The following is a 20,671-nucleotide window of genomic DNA, read 5'->3' as shown; positions in this document are numbered from 1 at the left end:
CTTTATACCATGTGCAACGAGCCTTTAACGGCGTGTGCTGCAAGGGGTAATGTCAATGCAACCTGACAATTGGCTCCATAGGAGTGCAGGATTGCACCAAGATAGGGAGTTAAGTGTATTATAGAGGGTTATCGCGTATACACAATTTGCAGACTGGTTTTAGGTTTGCTTTAGCGCAAGTGATTCACTTAAATATACAGGGTCAAGGCTGTCCTGCAGCACCTGAAGTTCTCCGGCTAAATTTACCCAACCACACACACCGTTGCGATTAATAGGCTGGCGCACCTGCTCACTACTAGCGGTGTGAATGGCTCGGCTGGTGGTGTGAAAAGATAAACACTGTGGTTCGAATTCGAGACCCATGTAGTTCAGGACACGTGTAATCTGGGTCGTTGGGTCGTCGATGAGTGATTCATAATGTATCCGAATAACCTTGCCTGGCAATACGCTATCCCAGTGCGCCATCATACTGCGGTAATAGTTATATACCGTGCCTATGTGGTTAAGGTTATAACTAAAATCCACACCAGAGTGAAAATACTGTTTAAACAAGCTGAGTCCGCAATCCATGGGGTTGCGCACAACATCAATAATGATCGCTTTGGGGAGTATTTTGTGGATCAGACCTATCAGACGAAAGTTAAAAGGCTGTTTATCGGTAAAAAAGCGCATATTCTGATGCCGGAATACTGCGCTTTCTTTCAGATAGATATTGCCAAAATCCGTTAGTTCTTTTGCCGAAAGTTTACTGAGCGTGTCTCCAAGTTTGGCGTGATAGTGCGTTTGTGAGTGACGGTTGGCACGCTGCTCAACATGTAACAACGTGGGTTGCTCCATCGTACCTTCTATGTGGCTATGACAAGCCAGCATCTGTTCAACAAGCGTAGAACCCGAGCGCGGTAAACCCACAATAAATACAGGCGTTGGGTGCGAGTTTAACGCTTCCGCCTGTTCATAAAGAGCACTGGCGCAGTATTGGTGTTTGATGTTTGCTAAATCCTGTTGAATCCCCTCAACAACGTGGGGGTTGGTTACCTTTAACGCATTGGCAGCCGCGTAGTGTTTAAAGCTCGCCTGAGTGTTGCCTTTGGCGTCACATAAGCGGGCATAAGCGAAGCTTGCCATACACTTTACTTCAGCAGAAACAGGGCGGTTTAACAGGGATTCAAGTTGATGCTTTTGGGCTTCAGTGAACACGTAATCTTTGAAATCGGCCAGAGCAAGCCAGGCTTCGGCATTGTTTGGGTTTATTGTCAGACTGGATGTAAGGCAGTGAATGCTTTCATCCCGTCTCCCCAATACTCTTAAAGCCTGGCCTTTTAACAAAGCCAATTGGCTGGATTCATCCGATTGATTATCTACATACTTCGCAGCAATCTCACAGAAGTGAAGAAATTCGTCATACTGGCCGTATTTAAATAGCAGTCCCAGCAAGCGCCACAGATTCTCAAAACACTCATCCAGTTGCACCAACACCTTACTTGCAGCAATAGCGTTTGAGTATTGCCCGGATCTGGCGTAACCATCGGCAAGTAATCGTCTCAGCGTTATATTGGCTGGCTGCATTGTCACTTCCGGTGTCAATATGGCTATTGCGACTTCTGGTTGCCCGGACGACAACGCCAGGCTTGCCAGCGTAAACAGGGCTTTGCAATGATGCGGTACGTCCTCCAGCATAGCCCGGGCAATGCCGGTTGCCTCTTCGATGCGTTGATGCTGCATACACAGCTGGATGCGTTGGAAGTGCGAAACCAATGGGTCAACGCTGTCGGCATGTCTGGCTATTTGCACCGCTTCTTTTACATAACCAGTCTCGAATAAACAACGACTGAATAAGAGCCAGGCCTGATAGTACCCTGGGGATTGTTGAACAAGCGGATATAACAGTTTAATTGCGTCGGCCGGTTTTCCTTCATTTACCAGATTCACAGCCTGTTCATAACGTATCTGAATTGGGGATTGTGGCATACAGACAATCTCAGGCGGTATGGGAAATAGGAAGTTGAAAAGCCTAGCAGCAAACATGTGGGGCATCAAGTCGGTGGCGCAGCGTATTAGGAGCAGCGTATTAAAGGTTCAGCATATTGAAGCAGTTAGCCGGCGAATTGCATTTTTGACTTGATAAATACCGGATTTGTTATATTATAACATCCGTTCGTAACACTAAGGCTTGATATGCAGTCACCCATCGACAATCCAACTATTCTCGACCGGCTAGGGATCTGGATCTCTGGTTTGTGTGCGTTGCATTGTCTGGCTATTCCGGTACTTCCTTTACTGGCCTCCAGCGTATTTGGTGAAGTATGGTTTGAACGAACCATTCTTAGCTTGTCTATTCTGATTGGTAGCGTTGCACTGATTGTTGGTGCAATTCGTTACCATGGTCAGGTTTACCCTCTGTTACTGCTATTAAGTGGTGGCGCGATTTACTGGTTCAAAAATATGTTTGGTGAAGCCGGTGAGCCATTCACTATCGCTGTGGGAGCCATGCTCATTATTGTGGGACACTGGCTTAACATGCGTTTGTGCAGAAAATGCCGTTGTTGCCATGGCAAGATTGGCGGCCAGCATTTGGCCGATAGTAATTAACCCAGTGTGTTAACCGCAATATCGGGTACGTTGGTAAAAATACCATCAACACCCCAATCAGCCAGCATAACCATATCCTGCGGATGATCCACGGTATACACAAGTACCTTTAAGCCGGCTTGTTTGGCTTTCCGAACATAATTTTCGTCAACCACATCAAGCGCCATGTGCAGTGAGTAAGCACTGAGATCCTCAGCAAATCCTAAACCGCTCTGTGGATACGTTGCGGTAAGTGCACCAATTTTTACCCCGGACCAGGCCTGCTGAATACTGCGAAGCCAGCGATGGTTAAACGACGAGATAATGATATTTTCCACAGGAAAACCGGATTGCCGGATACCTTGTTGCACCGTTGCTATCCAGCTGTCTGTGCAATGCAAATGCTTAATTTCAATATTGAACAGGGCGGTGTGTGGCAGCAAACTGAATACATCCTGTAACAATGGAATGCGCTCGCCATTGCCTGCATCCAGGCTCATCAAATAGGGCAGAGTCTGGCAGGTTACCAAGCCTGTTCCATTCGTTGTGCGGTTTAACCACCGGTCGTGAATAACCACGATTTGACCGTCAACCTGATAGGTGTCCAGCTCAATGCCGTGTGCGTGTTGAGCGAAGGCCAGAGAGAACGCGGCCAGGGTATTTTCCGGCGCGGCTTTGCTGGCACCGCGATGCCCAAGTATCCACATACATTAACTCTTTTTGGATGCCACTGACTTATGGGTATTTACTGTTTCATAAATCGACGCAGAGGTCACCAACAATCCACCAATTAGTGTATTCCACCCCGGACTTTCATTTAGTAATACAATCGCAAATGCAACACCGTAAAAGGGTTGCATACAGGCGATGAGTGAGAAGGTTTTTGCACGCAAGTGGGCAAGGCTGCTGGCTACCATTGCATGAGGTAGCGCTGTGAAAAATGTACCCAGGGCTAACAATAGCAGCCAAACATTCATGTCGGTATGTAGTAGTGACGCGCCGCTAAAAGGTAATATGCACAGCGCAATAACCAGCGTTTGCCAGGCCATGGCCTTGGCGCCACTGTAGTGTGAAAAGTACTTGCGATGTGACAGGTTGCGGATGGCATATAACACCGCAGAGGCAATCCCTAATCCCACCCCAAACGTGATGTCATTTTTCAGCGAAATTTCCGGCACAATCAATACTATTCCCAGCACCACGACAAGTGTACTTAACACATCCTGCCACACCAGGCGTGTACGCTCGAAAAAAGGCTCTAACAGTACGGTGATCACCGGAAACGTAAACATGGCAATCATGCCTACCGATACCCCGGCATGTTGCATGGAGGCAAAATAGGTGATCCAGTGCACCGCCATTAACAGTCCCAGGCCAATAGCTATGCTGTAGTCGCGACGGCGTTCAAGCGCCAGTCCCTCTTTGCCAATGAACACTACGCAACACAATGCAACGCAGGCAAACAGGCTGCGCCCCAGCGTGATGTCGGTAGCCGAAAGCGGAATAATATTTGAAAAGAGCCCTGTACCCCCAAGCAGAATTACGGCGATATGCAGGGAGATAAGGCTCTTTTTAACGGGTTCCATGAATTAATCTGGTTGGGCTTGCGTGTCCGCAGAAGAAGCGAAAGTGGCAAAAGGCGTACCCAAACGGGTAACTTGTTCGGTAGCCAAATCAGCAAAGTCTACTTTGTCGGCTTCGAAGCACACAACAATAGTTGAGCCTAATTTGAACTGGCCCATTTCTTCGCCTTTGCCAATGGTAATCGCGCCTTCACCTTCGGTGTCATATCGCCAGTGCGTTACGTGTTTACCGGCGGGTGGCGTCACTGTACCAGCCCACACTGTGTCGATGCTGGCTACAATGGTGGCACCTACCAACACAATGGCCATTTTGCCTACTGGCGTATCAAACAGGGTAACTACACGTTCATTGCGGGCAAATAAACCGGGCACATTTTCGGCCGTTAGCGGATTTACGGAAAACAATTCGCCTGGTACATATACCATGTCTGTGAGTGTGCCCTCGATAGGCATATGGATTCGATGGTAGTCTCTGGGCGAAAGGTAGATAGTGGCAAATTTACCGCCTTTGAAATGTGCGGCTAAATCCGGATTGCCACCTAACAGTGCACTCAGTGTGAACTTGTGGCCTTTAGCCTGAATAAGGTCTTCACCCACAATATCGCCGAACTGACTAACGGTGCCGTCTACTGCGTGGCAAAGCCCGTTTTCACTATTGTCGATGGGGCGTACGCCGGGTTTTAACGGCCGGGTAAAGAAGGCGTTAAACGTGCGGTAATCCTCTGGCTGAGAATACATGGCTTCATCCATGTTGACCTTAAACTGCTTTACAAACAGCTTGATAAGCCACGTGGTCAGTGAGCCGGCTTCGGCAGCGGCAAGCTTACCTACCAAACGTGAAATAGGGTGTTTGGGTAAAATGTACTGTACGTTAACTTTAAACCAATCCAGCAAAAGGGATCTCCTTACTTATTCTGTGGTGTCTGCCTGAACCCTTCTGGGAATGCTCAGATATACGACCCTGTTATGCAGCGCATTGTACCGGATCCCGTGGCTAAACATAGCAATTTACGGTTATGGTTCATGAGGGTTTGATATAAGACGGCCGTTGTTCGTCCATTGCAGCAATAATTTTGTGATAATTTTCGTAGCGCTGAGGGGCAATTTCTCCGTCTTCCACTGCCTGGCGGATGATGCAGCCGGGGTCATTCAGGTGTTTACAATCGCGGAATTTACAGCCGCCCAAATAGTCGCGGAACTCTTTAAAACCCCATGTGATCCGCTCTTGCGGCAAATGCCATAATGCAAATTCCCGTACACCGGGCGAGTCGATTAAATCGCCGCCAGTGGGAATGGGCAATAGTTTGGCTGCGGTGGTGGTGTGTTGCCCAAGCCCGGAGTTTTCCGAAATTTCGCCAACCAGTTCATCAGCATCGGGTAGGACCTGATTAATGATACTGGATTTGCCCACACCCGACTGGCCAACGAACACACTGGTTTTATCGCGCAGTGTGTCGTGAAGGGCGTCGATTCCTTCACCGCTTTTACAACTGGTGTACAGAAAGCGGTAACCAAGCTTTGTATAAATTTGTAGCGAAGTCTCTACGGATTCGCGCTCTTCGGGGCTTAATAACTCTACTTTATTCAGCACCAAAAGGGGAGCAATACCAGTGTCCTCACAGGCTACCAGATAACGGTCGATAATATTCAGGGATAAGTCTGGCTTAACCGACGAAACAACGATGATTTGGTCTATATTGGCGGCGATGGGCTTTACGCCATCGTAAAAGTCAGGCCGGGTTAACACTGAGCGACGGTCTTGCACCAGCTCAATAACGCCACCGAGGTTTTCATCTGGCACTTCCGAGCGCGCAAATAGTACATTGTCGCCGCATACCACCGACGCTATGGTTCGACGTATGTGACAACGCACAATCTCGCCGGCGTGGTCCTGAACGTCTGCCTGTTTACCAAATCGCCCGACCACGCGACCCGCTATTAACGAAGATAAATCCGGAGAAGATTTTGCCTGTCGGTGAGCCAGTCGCTTTTCGCGATTTGCTGCTACCTGACGTTGTTGTCGCTGGGATAATTTGGGTTTCTTGGCCACGCCGCTCTCTTTTATTGCGTTTTAAGCTGTGCATGATACCTTTTGTGCACTTTATGTGTCACCACTTCAACGCAAATAGGTGTGCTTCATGACTACTTCCGCTGTATTTTCGCCAGATAATCTGGTTTGGATCGATATGGAAATGACCGGCCTTGATCCAGAGACCTGTGTGGTTCTGGAAATAGCAACCATTGTAACGGACTCGCAGTTAAATATTTTGGCCGAAGGGCCTGTGATTGCGGTTCATCAGCCCGATGCCGTGCTGGATGGCATGGATGATTGGTGTACCCGTGTGCATGGTGAGAGTGGATTAACCCAGCGTTGTCGCGAAAGCCAGGTAGATGAGTCGAGCGCAGCAAAACAGACTATTGCGTTTTTGGAACAATATGTACCAGCGGGTAAATCACCGCTATGCGGTAACACGATAGGCCAGGATCGCCGCTTCATGGTGAAGTACATGGCAGAGTTGGAAGCGTACTTCCATTACAGAAGCATTGATGTGAGTACAATAAAAGAGCTGGTTCGTCGGTGGCAGCCAGCCGCGCTGGAAGGTTTCACTAAGAAAGGAACTCACCAGGCACTCGACGATATTCGCGAATCCATCGCGGAATTACAGTTCTACAGAGAAAAAGTGTTTAGTATTTAAGCAGTCAGTGCGCAGATTACAAAAAAAGTGAAAATAGGTATTGCGTTAGATAAATAATTTTGTAAAATGCGCACCACTTCAAACGAAGTACCACTCTTAAGCGGGAATAGCTCAGTTGGTAGAGCACAACCTTGCCAAGGTTGGGGTCGCGAGTTCGAGTCTCGTTTCCCGCTCCAATTTCTCTTCAGAAATTACAAAAAATCCAAACACAGAAAGTCATAGCGATTCGCGACCCCAAGGGGCCAGTGACAACGTGCGTGTTGCTCAGCGATTGACAGTTGATATCAGATTTTGATCTCTTAATTTCTAAGCCATTGAACCAGATAACATAACCAGTTCTGAACCGCTACTCATTGTGCTTTCACGCATTCCGCTTGAATAGATGACAAGATCCGACTACTCTTCTGGTTCGACCAGTAAGAGTTAACGATGTATGAAACCAAACCCTCTGCGCGCCTTTGCGCAAAAAGCGAATCAGTATCCTACGTGGTTGCGTCAGCGCTTGTTAACCTGGATGTTCAGGTACAAAGTGAAGCTGGCAGGAACGGCGAAGGTGGATATTCTGGAAACAGACCTGACACAGGTTACCTTCCGGCAGAAGAACTACAAAAAAGTACAAAATCATATTGGCAGTGTGCACGCAGCAGCAATGGCATTATTGGCTGAATCGGCAACGGGGTTTATTGTGGGAGTGAATCTGCCTGGCGATAAGTTACCGTTAATTAAGTCGATGAATTTGCAGTACGTGAAACGTGCTCAGGGTGACATGCTGGCCGTCGCTTCACTTACCGATGTTCAAATTGCCCAGATGCAGGAGCAGGATAAAGGGGAGGTTACCGTGCAGGTAAAAGTAACCGATGCACAAGGTATTGAGCCTATTCTGTGCGAAATGATTTGGGCATGGGTGCCAAAAAAACGCTGATTGCTGAAAGCGCTAAAGCGACAAGCTCGCACCAGATAGCCGATAATCCCGCTTAGTCCGCAACTTTACTGCCTGGTTGAAAGTGTTCAATCAGCAGTGAAGTTGCCGTATTCTAAATCGTATAACAACGCGCGTTGCCACATTGTTATCATCTCTGCCGAAATATTGAGTCATTTGGGTCCATGCGAGTCGATCAGCTTGTTTAGCTCCTGAGGCGATGTAACGCCATCAGAGTCAGGTACTGTTGGGGTGAGTGAATTGTTAAACAGTCTAAATAGACGCAACGACGATGAATTCCCCAATATCTAACGAACATTTTCTCAAATAAAACATCAAACGAAATGTTTATCCTAATTTAGCATATTTATGGAAATCGATATTTTTGGGATGAATTGCCTTGAGGGCCAATATCTATGCGGTATTAGGCTAAAGTTTACACAATTTCAGTGTTAATTTAATGTGAAAAAATATTTCGTTTTAACGGGTTAAATAGTGAAAATCGAAAGATTCATCCTAATTATTTCCATTATTGGGATATGTGTCTCACTTTTATTCAGAAAACTGTTTGATCTTCCTAATTGCTTCGATATAGTCCGCGTACCGTGAATAGGTGATAAACAAATTTTGCCATTTTTCTCGTTCGTCAAACTGTGTTTGTCACTTATTACGGTTAACTATTACGCTGCAACAGGCACAATTATCTAGTAGGAGATAACACCGTGAAGATGATGTCGGGCGCCGCCATGGTGGTGGAAGCGCTAAAAGATGTAGGAGTTACACATGTATTCGGTTACCCAGGCGGTGCCGTTCTTGACATTTATGATGCTTTATTTGCTCAGGATGATGTCAAACATGTCCTCGTACGTCACGAACAGGCCGCTGCACATATGGCAGACGGGTACGCGCGTTCGACCGGCAAGACGGGTACTGTCCTGGTCACGTCTGGCCCAGGGGCAACTAACACCCTGACCGGTATTGCAACAGCGTATATGGATTCTATTCCAATGGTCGTTCTGTCTGGCCAGGTACCGTCTATGCACATTGGTGAAGATGCGTTCCAGGAAACAGACATGGTGGGTTGTTCACGCCCTATCGTGAAGCACAGCTTCCTGGTTAAGCGTGCTGTGGATATTCCAGAAGCCATTGCAAAAGCATACTACATTGCAAACACAGGTCGTCCTGGCCCGGTAGTGGTGGATTTACCAAAAGATATTGTTAACGTAATGGAAGAACACCCCTATGTGTTTCCAAGCAGCGTGGCAATGCGTTCTTACAATCCTACGGTGCGTGGTCACAGTAAGCAGGTTAAGAAAGCGGTTGAATCACTGAAAAAGGCTGAACGTCCGGTACTGTATGTTGGTGGTGGTGCTGTAACAGCTGAAGCGTCAGGATTGGTAACCAAACTGGCTGAACTGTTGAATGCACCGGTAACCTGTACCCTGATGGGCCTGGGCGCATTTTCAGGTACGCACCCGCAATTTGTGGGCATGTTAGGCATGCATGGCACGATGGAAGCCAATAAAACCATGCATAACTCGGATTGCATTCTGGCTCTTGGTGCACGATTTGACGATCGCGTAACGAACAACGTTGCGAAATTCTGTCCGCATGCAGAAATTATTCATGTTGATATTGATCCTGCTTCGATTTCAAAAACAGTAAATGCGCACATCCCGGTGGTAGGTTCGGTTGATGTAGTACTTGAGCAAATTCTTGAGTTACTCAATCCTCAGGAGTTTGCTGCTCAAACAGAAAAACTGGCCGACTGGTGGCAGCAAATTGAACAGTGGCGCTCTCGTAAGTGTTTGAACTACGAACAAGGCGACACCGTAATTAAACCACAACGTGTTATTGAAGCATTGTATAAGTACACCGATGGTAAGGCCTATGTGAGTTCAGATGTAGGCCAGCACCAGATGTTTGCTGCGCTTTATTACCCCTATGCCAAACCACGCCAGTGGATCAACTCAGGTGGTCTTGGCACCATGGGCTTTGGTTTACCAGCAGCCATGGGCGTGCAGTTTGCACATCCTGAGGCGACCTCTGTGGTTGTAACAGGAGATGGCAGTATCCAGATGAATATTCAGGAACTGGCTACCTGTTTGCAGTACAACCTGCCTATTAAGATTATTTCACTGAATAACCGTGCTTTGGGTATGGTGCGTCAGTGGCAGGATATGATTTACAAAGGCCGTCACTCTCATTCTTACATGGATTCTCTACCGGATTTCGTGAAACTGGCTGAAGCTTACGGACATGTAGGCATTAAAGTAGATTCACTCGATCAATTAGATGCTGCCATGGAGAAGTGTTTTAGCTTAACCGATCGTCTGGTGTTCATGGATATTGCAGTAGACCAGAATGAACACGTATACCCAATGCAAATTAAGTACGGCGCAATGGACGACATGCGTTTAAGTAAGACGGAGAGAACCTGATGAAAAGAATCATATCTGTATTAATGGAAAACGCCCCAGGTGCTTTGTCGCGAATTGTAGGTGTGTTTTCTCAGCGTGGTTACAACGTTGATTCTTTGTGTGTGGCACCAACAGAAGATGCCAGTTTGTCACGCCTGACTATTATTACCCATGGCGATGATAAAGTAATCGAGCAGATCACCAAGCAGGTTAACAAGCTGGTAGATGTACTTAAAGTGGTTGATTTAACTGAAAACGCACACATCGAGCGTGAAATGATGTTAATCAAAGTGGCAACGCGCACGGAAGCCATTCGCGCTGAAGTAAAACGCAATGCCGATATTTTCCGTGCAAACATACTGGATGTGTCGGTAAGTAATTACACCATTGAAGTAACAGGCACCACCGATAAGCTGGACGCCTTTGCGACTACCATGGCGCAGTGTACCGAGATCATCGAGTCGTCGCGTACCGGTGTATGTGGTTTAGCGCGCGGTGAGCGGGCCTTACGTCCCTAGTACACAGTTACTAATAAAACCCAAAAAGCCCGATTTTATTCGGGCTTTTTGTTCTGTGCACAAAAGCTAACTCGGACTACTGCCTTGCCGGAACTGCGTAAAGTCCTGGCGCTGTTGTCCTCTGATAGCACCTACTACCATAAACGCAGTAAATGCAGAAAACAGTAACTGGATTAGTTCCTCGTTCATGCGTTTACCCGTTGCTGGGCGCTCAGGTTGCAAAGCGGCTTGAGGGCCGTTCGTGTGGAACGTGTCTCGAAAAAAGGTGATGGATTTATCATGTTCAGGCTGAAGGGCAAACGCAGGCAAAGACAACACCAAGAAAAGCACAAAGCGAATGGCATTCTTGACACGCATGCGAACAAATCTCCCTTTTCTGCGATCCATTAGACTAAAGTTCTGGGCAATTATTAAACCCAATTCTATCTTAACGCGCAACCAGAACAATCAACACTGTGTGTTAATCGGTCGAACAATAAGCTAATCACTAATTGGGTGAAAAGTAAACAGTTGTGCGATTTAGTTTGTTCCGTAGTAGAACTCAAATCGTAAAGCCAGGCCGTACGAAGGCGAAAAGTGCTCTTCCTTCAACCAGATAACAAAGGGTTCCAATTCAAAGAACAACCAACTTCTGCGGTAGTTCGTACGCCATCTCACACTGGTATACACTTCGGTAACATGGTAGTTGGGTTCGGTAAGGCCTTTTATAAAAAATGTATACAGTAGGGCACTTTGATCGGTGAGTGGTCGTAAATACTGAAACTCATGACGCCATAGCCAGTCGTCACTGCGGTCTCTGAAATAATAGCGGTTTTGCATTCTTACAAATTTGTCGTCGGCGAGCATTCGGGTGAAGTTTAACCCTAACTCCGCTCCAAACTGGTCGCGGGTGTAGTAGTAAATTTCACCGTCGTAGTTCAGTTGTAACTTTTCGTTTAACGCTATTTCATCTTCGTATCTGCTGCGGGCAAATAATTGATCGCCACGCCCCGCACCGATGCGATGAGACAGGTTGGAGTTTTCACTTTTTTGATACCGAAGTGCCAGACTGGCAGAATCCTGCAAATGATTAACCGAGTCTCTCGCAGCGCGGATGTTGTCCTGACGGGTATAGTCATCATCATCAGACAGCAATAAATCAACCCGATTTTTTAAAGCCGGCAACTTAACCCGTATGCGAAAGCGAAAATCGGTAGCCATGAGGTCGCGACTTCTTGGTTCAATACCAAAGCGAACGCGCCCTTCAGCGCGGGCATCTTTATGGTTATCACTACCGTCTAAAGCGAAAAACTCATCCAGTTGTTGCGCGGTGTAGTGCATTGAATTGCTGAACTTGCTGTGCCAAATATCCAGCCAGGCGTCATCCGCCGGCGGCAGAGACGTTATATCAGTTTGTTCCTCGGCGAAGGTTTGCGTACTCAAGGCGCAGAGAAAATAAATGACAAACCAACACCCTTTACTACTGAACGGTGTTTTCAAATACCTAAATCCTTTTAGTTGCGACATGCAGTGCAGATGTGGAACGAATCATAAGTGGCCCGGTCCTAATGGCTGAACAGCTATTTATAAGCTTGCGCGATAAAGCCGGAGCCTGCAAATGATTTTTTGTTACTGCTTGCGTCGATCGCTTTGTAATTTAGCGTAAAATTATTCGGTTAGACCAGCTAACAAATGCTGGCTTATCGGCGCAGCCTCGGTAGAATGTACTGATTCAGGGATAAAAGTACTGCCCGGCCACGCTGTCGGTGGCATACTGTGTATACAGAAGTAAGTAAGAGGTTTTTATGGGTGGAATTAGTTTGTGGCAACTGTTAATCATTTTATTGATTGTGGTGTTGCTGTTCGGAACCAAGCGTCTAAAAAGCATTGGCTCAGATTTAGGTGGTGCGGTGAAGGGCTTTAAGAAAGCGGTTACCGATGAAGAAGCTGATGCCGACTTTAAAGAAGGTCAGGCAAAAGTAGAAGAAAAGCCAGCGCCAGCTGCAACGGCGTCAGCTAAAACAGAAAGTGCCGTTAAAGAAAAACAATAATGTTTGATATTGGGTTTTTTGAAATCCTGGTGATTGGTGTGCTGGCGCTGTTGGTGCTGGGGCCTGAACGTTTACCGGGAGCCATCCGATCTACGCTGAAAACTGTGCGTAGTGTGCGCAATATGGCTTCCGGCTTTAAACAAGAGGTTGAACACCAACTGCGTGTGCACGAGCTGCATGAGAATTTGAAAAAAGCTGAGCAACAAGGCCTGAAGGACTTATCTCCAGAGTTGCAAGACAGTGTAGATGAGTTGAAAAAGGCTGCTGAATCTGTTCAAGAACCGTATAAAAAGCCTTAGATGTCTGAAGAAAACAGCTTAATTTCGCATCTTATTGAGTTGCGTACCAGAATTCTGCGCGCACTACTTAGTGTGATGGTTGTGTTTTTGTGTTTGGCTTACTTTGCCAACGATCTTTACCAGTTACTGGCTCAGCCATTACTGGATGCGTTGCCAGAGAATGCCTCCATGATTGCCACAGACGTTGCCTCACCATTTTTTGCGCCGTTTAAACTCACTATGGTGCTGTCGTTTTTTATCGCCATTCCCTATGTGCTATATCAGGTTTGGGGATTTGTGGCACCGGGTTTGTATCGCAATGAAAAGAAACTGGTTGCCCCATTGCTGTTTTCCAGCACCATTCTCTTCTACTCAGGCATGGCTTTTGCGTATTTAGTGGTGTTCCCCATCGCCTTCGCCTTTTTCACGTCTGTCGCCCCGGAAGGCGTAACCGTCGCAACCGACATCAACAGTTATCTCAACTTTGTTCTGAAACTGTTTTTTGCCTTTGGAATGTCGTTCGAAATCCCGGTTGCTATAGTGTTGCTTATCTGGACTGGTGTTACCGATGCAGACAGCCTGCGCGAGAAACGTCCATACGTAATAGTTGGTGCTTTCGTAGTGGGCATGTTGCTCACACCACCAGACGTTATTTCACAAACACTGTTGGCCGTTCCTATGTGGATTTTGTTTGAGTTTGGTGTCATTGTAGGTGGCATGTATTCGAAAAAAGACGACGCAGACGCGTCTGACGAATAACCAGACAATCCCCAGGTAAATACCTACTAACCTGCATAAGTTGCGCTAGTCTGGTTGCAGAAAAACAGGACACACACATGAAATTGCGAATCAACCTAGTATTGCCGGCATTATCATTCCTTATTATTGCGCCTTCGTTGCAGGCAGACACGCTTCAACAATCTCTGGCAGCATGCCGTGCGATAGAGAATGGCGTTGAGCGGTTAGCCTGTTACGACGCCATAAACGCAAACGAATTAGCCAATAAGCGCCCTATGCCGCAGCGCATGGATAAAACCATCACAGAAATTGTTGAAGAGAAGCAACAATCTGCCCAATCGCAGGCTGAATCACAGCCTCAGCCGCGTGCCTCTGATATTGCCGCCGCGCCATCATCAAAGCCAGCTCCGCAAAGTCAGTTTGGTTTGAAGGTGAAGTCTGAAGTACAGGCGCTTGAAAATATAACTGATACCGTCGCTAACGTAACCAAATCTGCCCGTGGAAAAATGGTTATCCACATGAAGTCGGGTGCCATATGGCAACAGGTGGATTCGGGTTACTTTAAATTGGAAGAAGGTATGGCAGTGTATATCGAACGAGGTTCGTTAGGCTCTTTTTTCCTTAGCAACAACGACGTTAACCGACGCATTAAAGTAAAACGGATCCAGTAAATGCCATGGTTTGATGCTGGGGTAAATCTGTTTGACGACAGAATGCCGGCTGAAGCAACAATTTCCCAGGCAAAGCAGGAAGGGGTAGAACGGCTTTGCCTGATCACTACGCATCCTGATGAGTGGTCGGTTGCTGAACAACTCTATCAACAATACCCGGATACCTTGTGTTATACCCTGGGTATTCACCCTCATCATGCCAAAGATGCAAAGCCTCTTCACTGGGATACACTGATCACTATGGCGCAGTCGCCTGGTGCGGTGGCGATTGGTGAATGTGGTCTGGATTACAACCGCGATTTCTCACCGAGGCAAACCCAGCGCGAGGTGTTTGAGAAGCAGTTGTCGATTGCCGTACAACTCAATAAACCGGTATATCTGCATGAGCGAGAGGCGTTTGGCGATCAATGTGCGCTACTAAACCGCTACATGCCAACACTGCCCGGCGGCATCGCACATTGCTTTACCGGTAATGTAAAGGAAATGCAGTCTTATCTGGCGTTGGGGTTGTACATAGGCATAACCGGGTGGCTGTGCGACGAAAAACGCGGTGAAGCGCTGCGGGAAGCGGTACTCAGCCTGCCACTAGACAAGCTGATTCTGGAAACCGATGCGCCTTACTTGTATCCAAAAACACGCAAACCACGGCAGCGAAATAATGCGCCGGCCTTTTTGCCTCATGTAGGTCATGCTCTTGCAACGTTAATCAATCAACCTGTTGAAAACGTAGAGATGACGAGTTACAAAAACAGCATTGCGCTGTTTAATTTGTAGGCAGAAATATGCAGTTTAGTACTCCCACCACCCGTATAACCGACAAATGGCTGTTCGGCCTAACGGTAGTCTGTGTAGTGGCATTACTGGTGCTGTTTACCGACAAAGGTTTGCAACAATCCCGGGATTATTATTGGCCCGCGTTGAAGGTGCTGACCGACAAGCAATACAGCGACGCTATTGACCAGGTTATGGCTGCGCCAGATGCTGCCTGGCGGGAGGATAATAACCCGATGAATGCGGGGCTGTCTGACGAACCCGTTTGGCTGCGTTTTACTTTGCCCGTTACCCGTATTAATCAACAGGCTGCTTACATTGAAATTGGTTATCCGTTACTGGACAGCATAGATGTATGGATTCATTCGGGTGGACGTTCCGGTAAGTTTCATGCTGGCGATGCTGAGCCATTTGAACAGCGCGACAGCAAATATCACGGGTTTCTGTTTCCCTTACCCGAACAAGAGGGATCTGCAACCGTATTTATGCGGGTTCAATCGAGCAGTGTAGTAAAAGTGCCGGTGAAAATCTGGCAGCAAAAGGCTTTTTGGGAACATATAAGCAACACTAACCTGGTGATGGGGCTGTTCTTTGGCTTGTTGTTAGCCATGGCACTGAGCAATCTGTTTTTCTTTTTCACTACACGTACGCTTACGTTTATTTACTACACCGGCTATGTGATCTGTTTGGGGCTTACACTTGCCACATTACACGGTTTTGCCTACAAATATTTATGGCCAGAACAAGCGTGGTTTCAGTCTAAAGCGATCTCTCTTTTTGCCAGTACTACGCTGATTTTTGCGGTTGTGTTTTCCGCTTCGCTGTTGGAAATATCCAGTCACAGCAAGCGCTTGGCCACTGTATTCAAGGTATTGGCGGGTGCGTTTGGCCTCATCGCTGCCAGCGCATTGTTCCTGGATTATGCGGTGTCTATTCGCCTGTTCTTGGTATTGCTTACCTTTACCGTGTTCCTGATCATGGGGGTGGCCATTTGGCTGGCTCGCAAAAAGGTATCGGTTGCAGGCTACTATGCGCTGGCCTGGGGAGCGCTATTGGTGAGTGCATTTACGGCTAGTCTGGACAATCTGGACATTGTATCGATTAATGTGCCTTCACAGGTGCTGCTGGTTTACGGAGCAGCCATCGAAGTGCTGATGCTGGCCTTTATTCTGGCTATCAGTTACAGCCGTCAGCGCGATTTTATGCTTGCCGCGAAAGAAGATGCGCTTGAGCAGGAACGCGAGGCCGTCAGGGCAAAACAGGCATTGATTGAGCTGCAACAAACCACTCAGGATGAATTGGAGTATAAAGTGGGCGAGCGAACCCTGGAGCTGGAGATTGCCCTAAGGGAATTGTCGGAAGCTAACCGTGAGCTGGAAAAGCTCAACACGATTGATCCGCTCACCGGTATTCGCAATCGCCGCCACTTTGATAAACGCCTCCAGGCAGAAGGACGACGTAGTCGCCGCGAACAAACGCCGCTGGCATTGGCTATGGTTGATATCGATTACTTTAAGTCAGTAAACGACCAACACGGGCACAGTGCGGGCGATGCATGTATTAAGCATGTTGCTTCGATTTTGCAACAGCAGCTAAAGCGTCTAAGCGACGATGTGTGCCGTTACGGCGGGGAGGAATTTGGTATCATTCTGCCTAATACCGATACAGATGGCGCAGAGCAGTTATTAGAAGCCATGCGCGCTGAAATCGCCGCCCAGCCTTGTATGTTTGATGGCAAAGTGATCTCGCTGACAATAAGTGCCGGTGTGGTGTCAGGGGTGATTGCCTTTAGTGATGAAGAAAACAGCCTGCTCAAAACAGCCGACGAACGATTATATTTAGCCAAACAGGCCGGACGAAACCGGGTTGTGGCAAAACAGTAAAGGTTAAACATGTCTTATTCACAATATTTACCGCGCAGAATGCGCCGACTCCGCCGTACCGATGGCTTACGCGCCATGGTGGCAGAAAATCAGTTAAGTGCAGCCGATTTAATTTATCCGGTATTTGTTTTGCCTGGTACGAATCAGCGTGAGGCCGTGCCGTCGATGCCAGGTGTAGAGCGTTTGAGCATTGATTTACTGGTAAAGGAAGCGCAAGCAGCCTATGACCTCGGCATTCGCAGCATGGCATTGTTTCCAGTTACACCAATGGATGCCAAGTCGCTGTGCGCCAGTGAAGCGTTTAACCCCGATGGTATTGCGCAAACGGCCATTAGGGAACTGAAAAAACATGTGCCCGATATGATGTTGATTTCAGATGTGGCACTCGACCCGTTTACTTCGCATGGTCAGGATGGCCTGATTGATGAACATGGTTATGTGGTAAACGACCAAACCGTAGAAATTCTCATCAAGCAGGCGTTGTCTCACGCCGCTGCCGGGGTGGATATTGTGGCGCCATCAGACATGATGGACGGGCGAATCGGTGCGATTCGCGATGCATTGGAAGAAGCCGGGTTCATTAATACCTGTATCATGGCTTATTCCGCTAAGTATGCATCGGCTTACTACGGGCCTTTCCGCGATGCAGTTGGTTCAGCAGCCAATATTAAAGGCGGTAACAAGAAGACTTATCAGATGGATCCGGCTAACAGCGACGAAGCGATTACCGAAATTGCGCTGGATATCGAGGAAGGGGCCGACATGGTGATGGTAAAACCAGGCATGCCGTATCTGGATATTGTACGTCGTTGTAAATCAGAGCTTGCAGTGCCTACCTTTGCCTATCAGGTGAGCGGCGAATACGCTATGCATATGGCGGCCTTTGAAAAAGGCTGGCTCAACCGGGAGCAGGTGATCCTGGAATCATTACTGGCATTTAAGCGCGCAGGCGCAGATGGCATTCTTACCTACTTTGCACCAGAGGCTGCAAGGTTGTTGAAGCAAAATTAAATTGATTTGAAGTTTGCTTAAAAAAATATTTGGTAAAGCGTGCTAATCCGGTTTTTGAGGCTAAAAATGCGGATTAGCATGACCAATCAGCAACCGTAGTTTTTATTTGTGCTCATTACAGATATTGGCAGGTAAACTTGTATTTACCGCTTTACTTCTGTAATACGCTTATCAAGCAAGTTTGCTCTTATTGTATCAAGTGTTGAAGTTGCAGGTAGGTGGGGTCAGTTTGATAATAATAACCCAGCTGTTCCAGTGAGTTGCGAAGAGCGTCTTTGTCGCGAAGCTGATAAGCATACTTAGCCCAGGTCAGCAGTACATCATAGTTACCCGGCCAACGGGTATTTGCGTGGGCTAATACTGTTACAGCTTGTTGGCGTTGATTTTGTTGCCATAGCGCAACAGCAAATACGAACGAGAATCTGGGGACGGCATCATCAGAATTTGCTGCCAATCTAAGATGAGCAATCGCTGCCTGATAATCTTTATCCCTAATCTGTTGTAATCCATAGGCAAATTGCACACTAGCTATATCACTGCCATATTTCAATGCACGTTGCAGGAGCTCTCGTGCTTTAGCTTCTTTACCAACATTACGCAGAAAGTCTGCGTAACTTAGCAAACTAGGGATATGCTGCGGATCGACCGTTAAAGCGAATTCATAAAACTTTATTGCAGCAGGTAAATCCTGCTTGTAGGTAGCAATACTGGCTAATCCAAGGTTCGCGCCCGGGTGATCCTGACTGCGTAACAGAATCCGCTGGTATTCATCTAAAAGTGCAGTAAGTTCAGGTGATCTGGTAAACCACTCTGGAGAATCGGAAAGTATTGTGCTGGCAACAACTGAACGTACCGAGCGCATCGGATCCTGACTCAATGTCAGCCAGATTTTGTATCGTTCTGTCTCGGGCAAATTAGCGGCTGCGCGGGCTGCACTTTGCCTTGCTAATGGGTCTTCGTCTCTCGCCAAATCGAAGACGCTGTTTATTATTTCCCGAGGGGCGAAGGTTACTATTTTCTCTACTAACGCAGCCGATTCAAGTACCGGTAAGTTGGTGTTATTGAGATGCATAATGGCCTCGAGAACCGCGGTAGGATCAGAAGCCGAAAGTCTGTTATTTATTGCGGCCCATTCACCCAATGTATCAGTCGACGCCCCCTTGCGTTTAGGCCAGTTAACAAGCGCATTTGATACCCATTCCTCACTCTCTTTGGTGTGACAGGCCAGACAGGGAGAACCGCTGTTGGGATGCTTGGATGATGGCCTGTGGAAACGATGGTCTCTGCGAGCATCAACACCCATGTAGATGCGTTCCGGCATATGACAATCCAAACAATCTGCTCCTTCGTGATTATTTGTATGTAAAGGTTGGGCGAAGACATCGGGAGCATGGCAAGTGCTGCAAACTTGCGCTCCGGGCAATATAGTGTCGCCACTATGTGGGTCGTGACAGTTAGTACAGGTTACACCTGCTGTAGCCATTTTACTTTGTAAAAAGGAGCCCAGTACAAACACTTCATCGCGAATTTGACCGTCACTAAAGTATAGCGGTTCATTCAGCCCTTCGAGTTGAAACTGCTGATGGTAAGGTGCTGTTGTTATAGGTTCCTGTAACTCGGCCCTGCGACTATGGCAAGCGCCACATATGTTCAGAGTCAATGATGTTTCAGAGGCATTTCCGGTGGAGCGAGCGATGGGATCGCCTTCACTAAAATGGAACGCCAGTTTCTTACCTAACTCTTGCAGGCCTGATTGTGTTAGGGAGTACGTTTTACTTTTAACTCTGGTTATGTGTTCTTTGCCAGGGCCATGACAGCTTTCACACGCGACATTGATATCTGTCCAGGTCGATTGGTACTGATTGGTGTCTGCGTTAAATTGCTTAGCAAAATCCGTAGTATGGCAAGCGGCGCATCGGCTATTCCAGTTTTGGTAGTAACCTGTCCAAAAAAATGGATGATCAGGATCTGTAACACTATCGTCCTGTAACTGATACCAGCGCTGTCCGCCATCTGATACCGGGCGTGAATCCCAAGCAACATCAAAAGCTTGTAAACGCCCCTCTTCTGTTTCGAGAAGATATTGCTGCAGGGGATAGTAGCCAAAAACGTATTGCACTGGGTAAGACTGCGCTTTCCCCTTTTCATTGAGGGTTTCAATTAAATAATGTTCGCCCTGTTTGTAAAAGCGGGTGGTACGCTTACCGGCGGTAAAATGAAAGTCAGAGAAGTCGCCTAAGACATAATCAGGGGTGGCTGGCTGCATGCTTTGAAAATGATCAGAACGCGACCAGGCGTCGCCTTGCGATTTATGACAACTAATACAAGCTTGGGCCCCAACGTATATTTCGTTGCCATTTGCGCACGATAAGATGCTGGTAATGAATAACAGGATGACCAGCAAACTCGAGCAAATTAGTGATTTAATAGAAAACTCCTGGCGCTCAATCTGGGCGTAATCAGAAGTCGTTATCACATTTATCTATTTGGATTTCAACTGAAATAAAAATCACACTCGTGTTTTTTCTGGTTTGATACGGCACATTAAAAGGAGCAATTCCTTGCTAACAGTTATGTTTACTGTG

At 47.3% G+C, this 20,671-nt stretch carries 20 protein-coding genes and 1 tRNA gene; 13 read left to right on the top strand and 8 right to left on the bottom strand.

Annotated elements, in window-relative coordinates:
* Nucleotides 1–159 precede the first annotated feature (159 nt).
* Nucleotides 160–1,968 carry a tetratricopeptide repeat-containing sulfotransferase family protein gene (locus FJ444_RS10030; RefSeq protein ID WP_181405123.1) on the bottom strand — a complete coding sequence of 603 codons (1,809 nt, stop codon included), beginning with the start codon at nt 1,966–1,968 and terminating at the stop codon, nt 160–162.
* Between the two features lie 207 nt (nt 1,969–2,175).
* On the opposite strand from FJ444_RS10030, the gene FJ444_RS10025 reads away from it, so the two are divergent.
* On the top strand, nt 2,176–2,589 hold the full coding sequence (locus tag FJ444_RS10025; RefSeq protein WP_140958155.1) for a MerC domain-containing protein: 414 nt from the start codon (nt 2,176–2,178) through the stop codon (nt 2,587–2,589).
* Here the strand turns inward: FJ444_RS10025 and FJ444_RS10020 are convergent.
* From FJ444_RS10020 to rsgA, 4 genes are all read right to left on the bottom strand, one after another.
* Complete coding sequence (locus FJ444_RS10020) at nt 2,586–3,275, bottom strand: glycerophosphodiester phosphodiesterase family protein (RefSeq protein ID WP_140958154.1); 690 nt, start codon at nt 3,273–3,275, stop codon at nt 2,586–2,588. The genes FJ444_RS10025 and FJ444_RS10020 overlap by 4 nt on opposite strands.
* A gap of 3 nt (nt 3,276–3,278) precedes the next feature.
* Complete coding sequence (locus FJ444_RS10015) at nt 3,279–4,154, bottom strand: DMT family transporter (protein WP_140958153.1); 876 nt, start codon at nt 4,152–4,154, stop codon at nt 3,279–3,281.
* A gap of 3 nt (nt 4,155–4,157) precedes the next feature.
* Nucleotides 4,158–5,045, bottom strand: a complete 888-nt coding sequence (gene asd / locus FJ444_RS10010; protein ID WP_140958152.1) for an archaetidylserine decarboxylase — start codon at nt 5,043–5,045, stop codon at nt 4,158–4,160.
* A gap of 127 nt (nt 5,046–5,172) precedes the next feature.
* Entirely contained in the window at nt 5,173–6,201 is a 1,029-nt protein-coding gene (gene rsgA, locus FJ444_RS10005) for a small ribosomal subunit biogenesis GTPase RsgA (protein WP_140958151.1), read from the bottom strand.
* An 88-nt stretch (nt 6,202–6,289) separates the two neighbouring features.
* Here rsgA and orn point away from each other — a divergent pair, with 88 nt between their 5' ends.
* From orn to ilvN, 5 genes are all read left to right on the top strand, one after another.
* Entirely contained in the window at nt 6,290–6,847 is a 558-nt protein-coding gene (gene orn / locus FJ444_RS10000) for an oligoribonuclease (RefSeq protein WP_140958150.1), read from the top strand.
* 100 nt (nt 6,848–6,947) lie between these two features.
* A tRNA-Gly gene (locus tag FJ444_RS09995) sits at nt 6,948–7,023 on the top strand.
* 257 nt (nt 7,024–7,280) lie between these two features.
* Complete coding sequence (locus FJ444_RS09990) at nt 7,281–7,769, top strand: DUF4442 domain-containing protein (RefSeq protein ID WP_140958149.1); 489 nt, start codon at nt 7,281–7,283, stop codon at nt 7,767–7,769.
* A gap of 719 nt (nt 7,770–8,488) precedes the next feature.
* On the top strand, nt 8,489–10,207 hold the full coding sequence (locus tag FJ444_RS09985) for an acetolactate synthase 3 large subunit (protein WP_140958148.1): 1,719 nt from the start codon (nt 8,489–8,491) through the stop codon (nt 10,205–10,207).
* Nucleotides 10,207–10,704 carry an acetolactate synthase small subunit gene (gene ilvN / locus FJ444_RS09980; protein WP_140958147.1) on the top strand — a complete coding sequence of 166 codons (498 nt, stop codon included), beginning with the start codon at nt 10,207–10,209 and terminating at the stop codon, nt 10,702–10,704. The genes FJ444_RS09985 and ilvN overlap by 1 nt, the downstream gene beginning before the upstream one ends.
* A gap of 66 nt (nt 10,705–10,770) precedes the next feature.
* On the opposite strand, the gene FJ444_RS09975 is transcribed toward ilvN, so the two are convergent.
* On the bottom strand, nt 10,771–11,061 hold the full coding sequence (locus tag FJ444_RS09975) for a hypothetical protein (RefSeq protein WP_140958146.1): 291 nt from the start codon (nt 11,059–11,061) through the stop codon (nt 10,771–10,773).
* Nucleotides 11,062–11,223: 162 nt separating this feature from the next.
* Nucleotides 11,224–12,183, bottom strand: a complete 960-nt coding sequence (locus FJ444_RS09970) for a hypothetical protein (RefSeq protein WP_140958145.1) — start codon at nt 12,181–12,183, stop codon at nt 11,224–11,226.
* Between the two features lie 305 nt (nt 12,184–12,488).
* Here FJ444_RS09970 and tatA point away from each other — a divergent pair, with 305 nt between their 5' ends.
* The 7 genes from tatA (at nt 12,489) to hemB (ending at nt 18,086) form a co-directional block, all read left to right on the top strand.
* Complete coding sequence (gene tatA, locus FJ444_RS09965) at nt 12,489–12,734, top strand: Sec-independent protein translocase subunit TatA (RefSeq protein WP_140958144.1); 246 nt, start codon at nt 12,489–12,491, stop codon at nt 12,732–12,734.
* The gene (gene tatB / locus FJ444_RS09960) at nt 12,734–13,033 is read left to right on the top strand and encodes a Sec-independent protein translocase protein TatB (RefSeq protein WP_140958143.1); all 300 of its coding nucleotides are present in this window, start codon (nt 12,734–12,736) and stop codon (nt 13,031–13,033) included. The genes tatA and tatB overlap by 1 nt, the downstream gene beginning before the upstream one ends.
* Nucleotides 13,034–13,771, top strand: a complete 738-nt coding sequence (gene tatC, locus FJ444_RS09955; protein ID WP_140958142.1) for a twin-arginine translocase subunit TatC — start codon at nt 13,034–13,036, stop codon at nt 13,769–13,771.
* Between the two features lie 77 nt (nt 13,772–13,848).
* A complete protein-coding gene (locus FJ444_RS09950) occupies nt 13,849–14,421 on the top strand; it encodes a type VI secretion system-associated protein TagO (RefSeq protein ID WP_140958141.1) in 573 nt (190 codons plus the stop codon).
* Nucleotides 14,422–15,195: a TatD family hydrolase gene (locus FJ444_RS09945; RefSeq protein ID WP_140958140.1), complete on the top strand. Its 774-nt coding sequence runs from the start codon at nt 14,422–14,424 to the stop codon at nt 15,193–15,195.
* A gap of 8 nt (nt 15,196–15,203) precedes the next feature.
* A complete protein-coding gene (locus FJ444_RS09940; protein WP_140958139.1) occupies nt 15,204–17,075 on the top strand; it encodes a diguanylate cyclase in 1,872 nt (623 codons plus the stop codon).
* Between the two features lie 9 nt (nt 17,076–17,084).
* A complete protein-coding gene (hemB, locus tag FJ444_RS09935; RefSeq protein WP_140958138.1) occupies nt 17,085–18,086 on the top strand; it encodes a porphobilinogen synthase in 1,002 nt (333 codons plus the stop codon).
* A gap of 187 nt (nt 18,087–18,273) precedes the next feature.
* On the opposite strand, the gene FJ444_RS09930 is transcribed toward hemB, so the two are convergent.
* Nucleotides 18,274–20,562 (bottom strand): multiheme c-type cytochrome, encoded by a 2,289-nt coding sequence (locus FJ444_RS09930; protein ID WP_140958137.1) that lies wholly within the window; start codon nt 20,560–20,562, stop codon nt 18,274–18,276.
* Between the last annotated feature and the right edge of the window lie 109 nt (nt 20,563–20,671).

The organism is Aestuariibacter sp. GS-14 (assembly GCF_006494365.1).
GTDB lineage: Bacteria > Pseudomonadota > Gammaproteobacteria > Enterobacterales > Alteromonadaceae > Alteromonas > Alteromonas mangrovi.
Note: the sequence above shows the minus strand (reverse complement) of the source record. Positions and strands in the feature narration are given on the sequence as shown.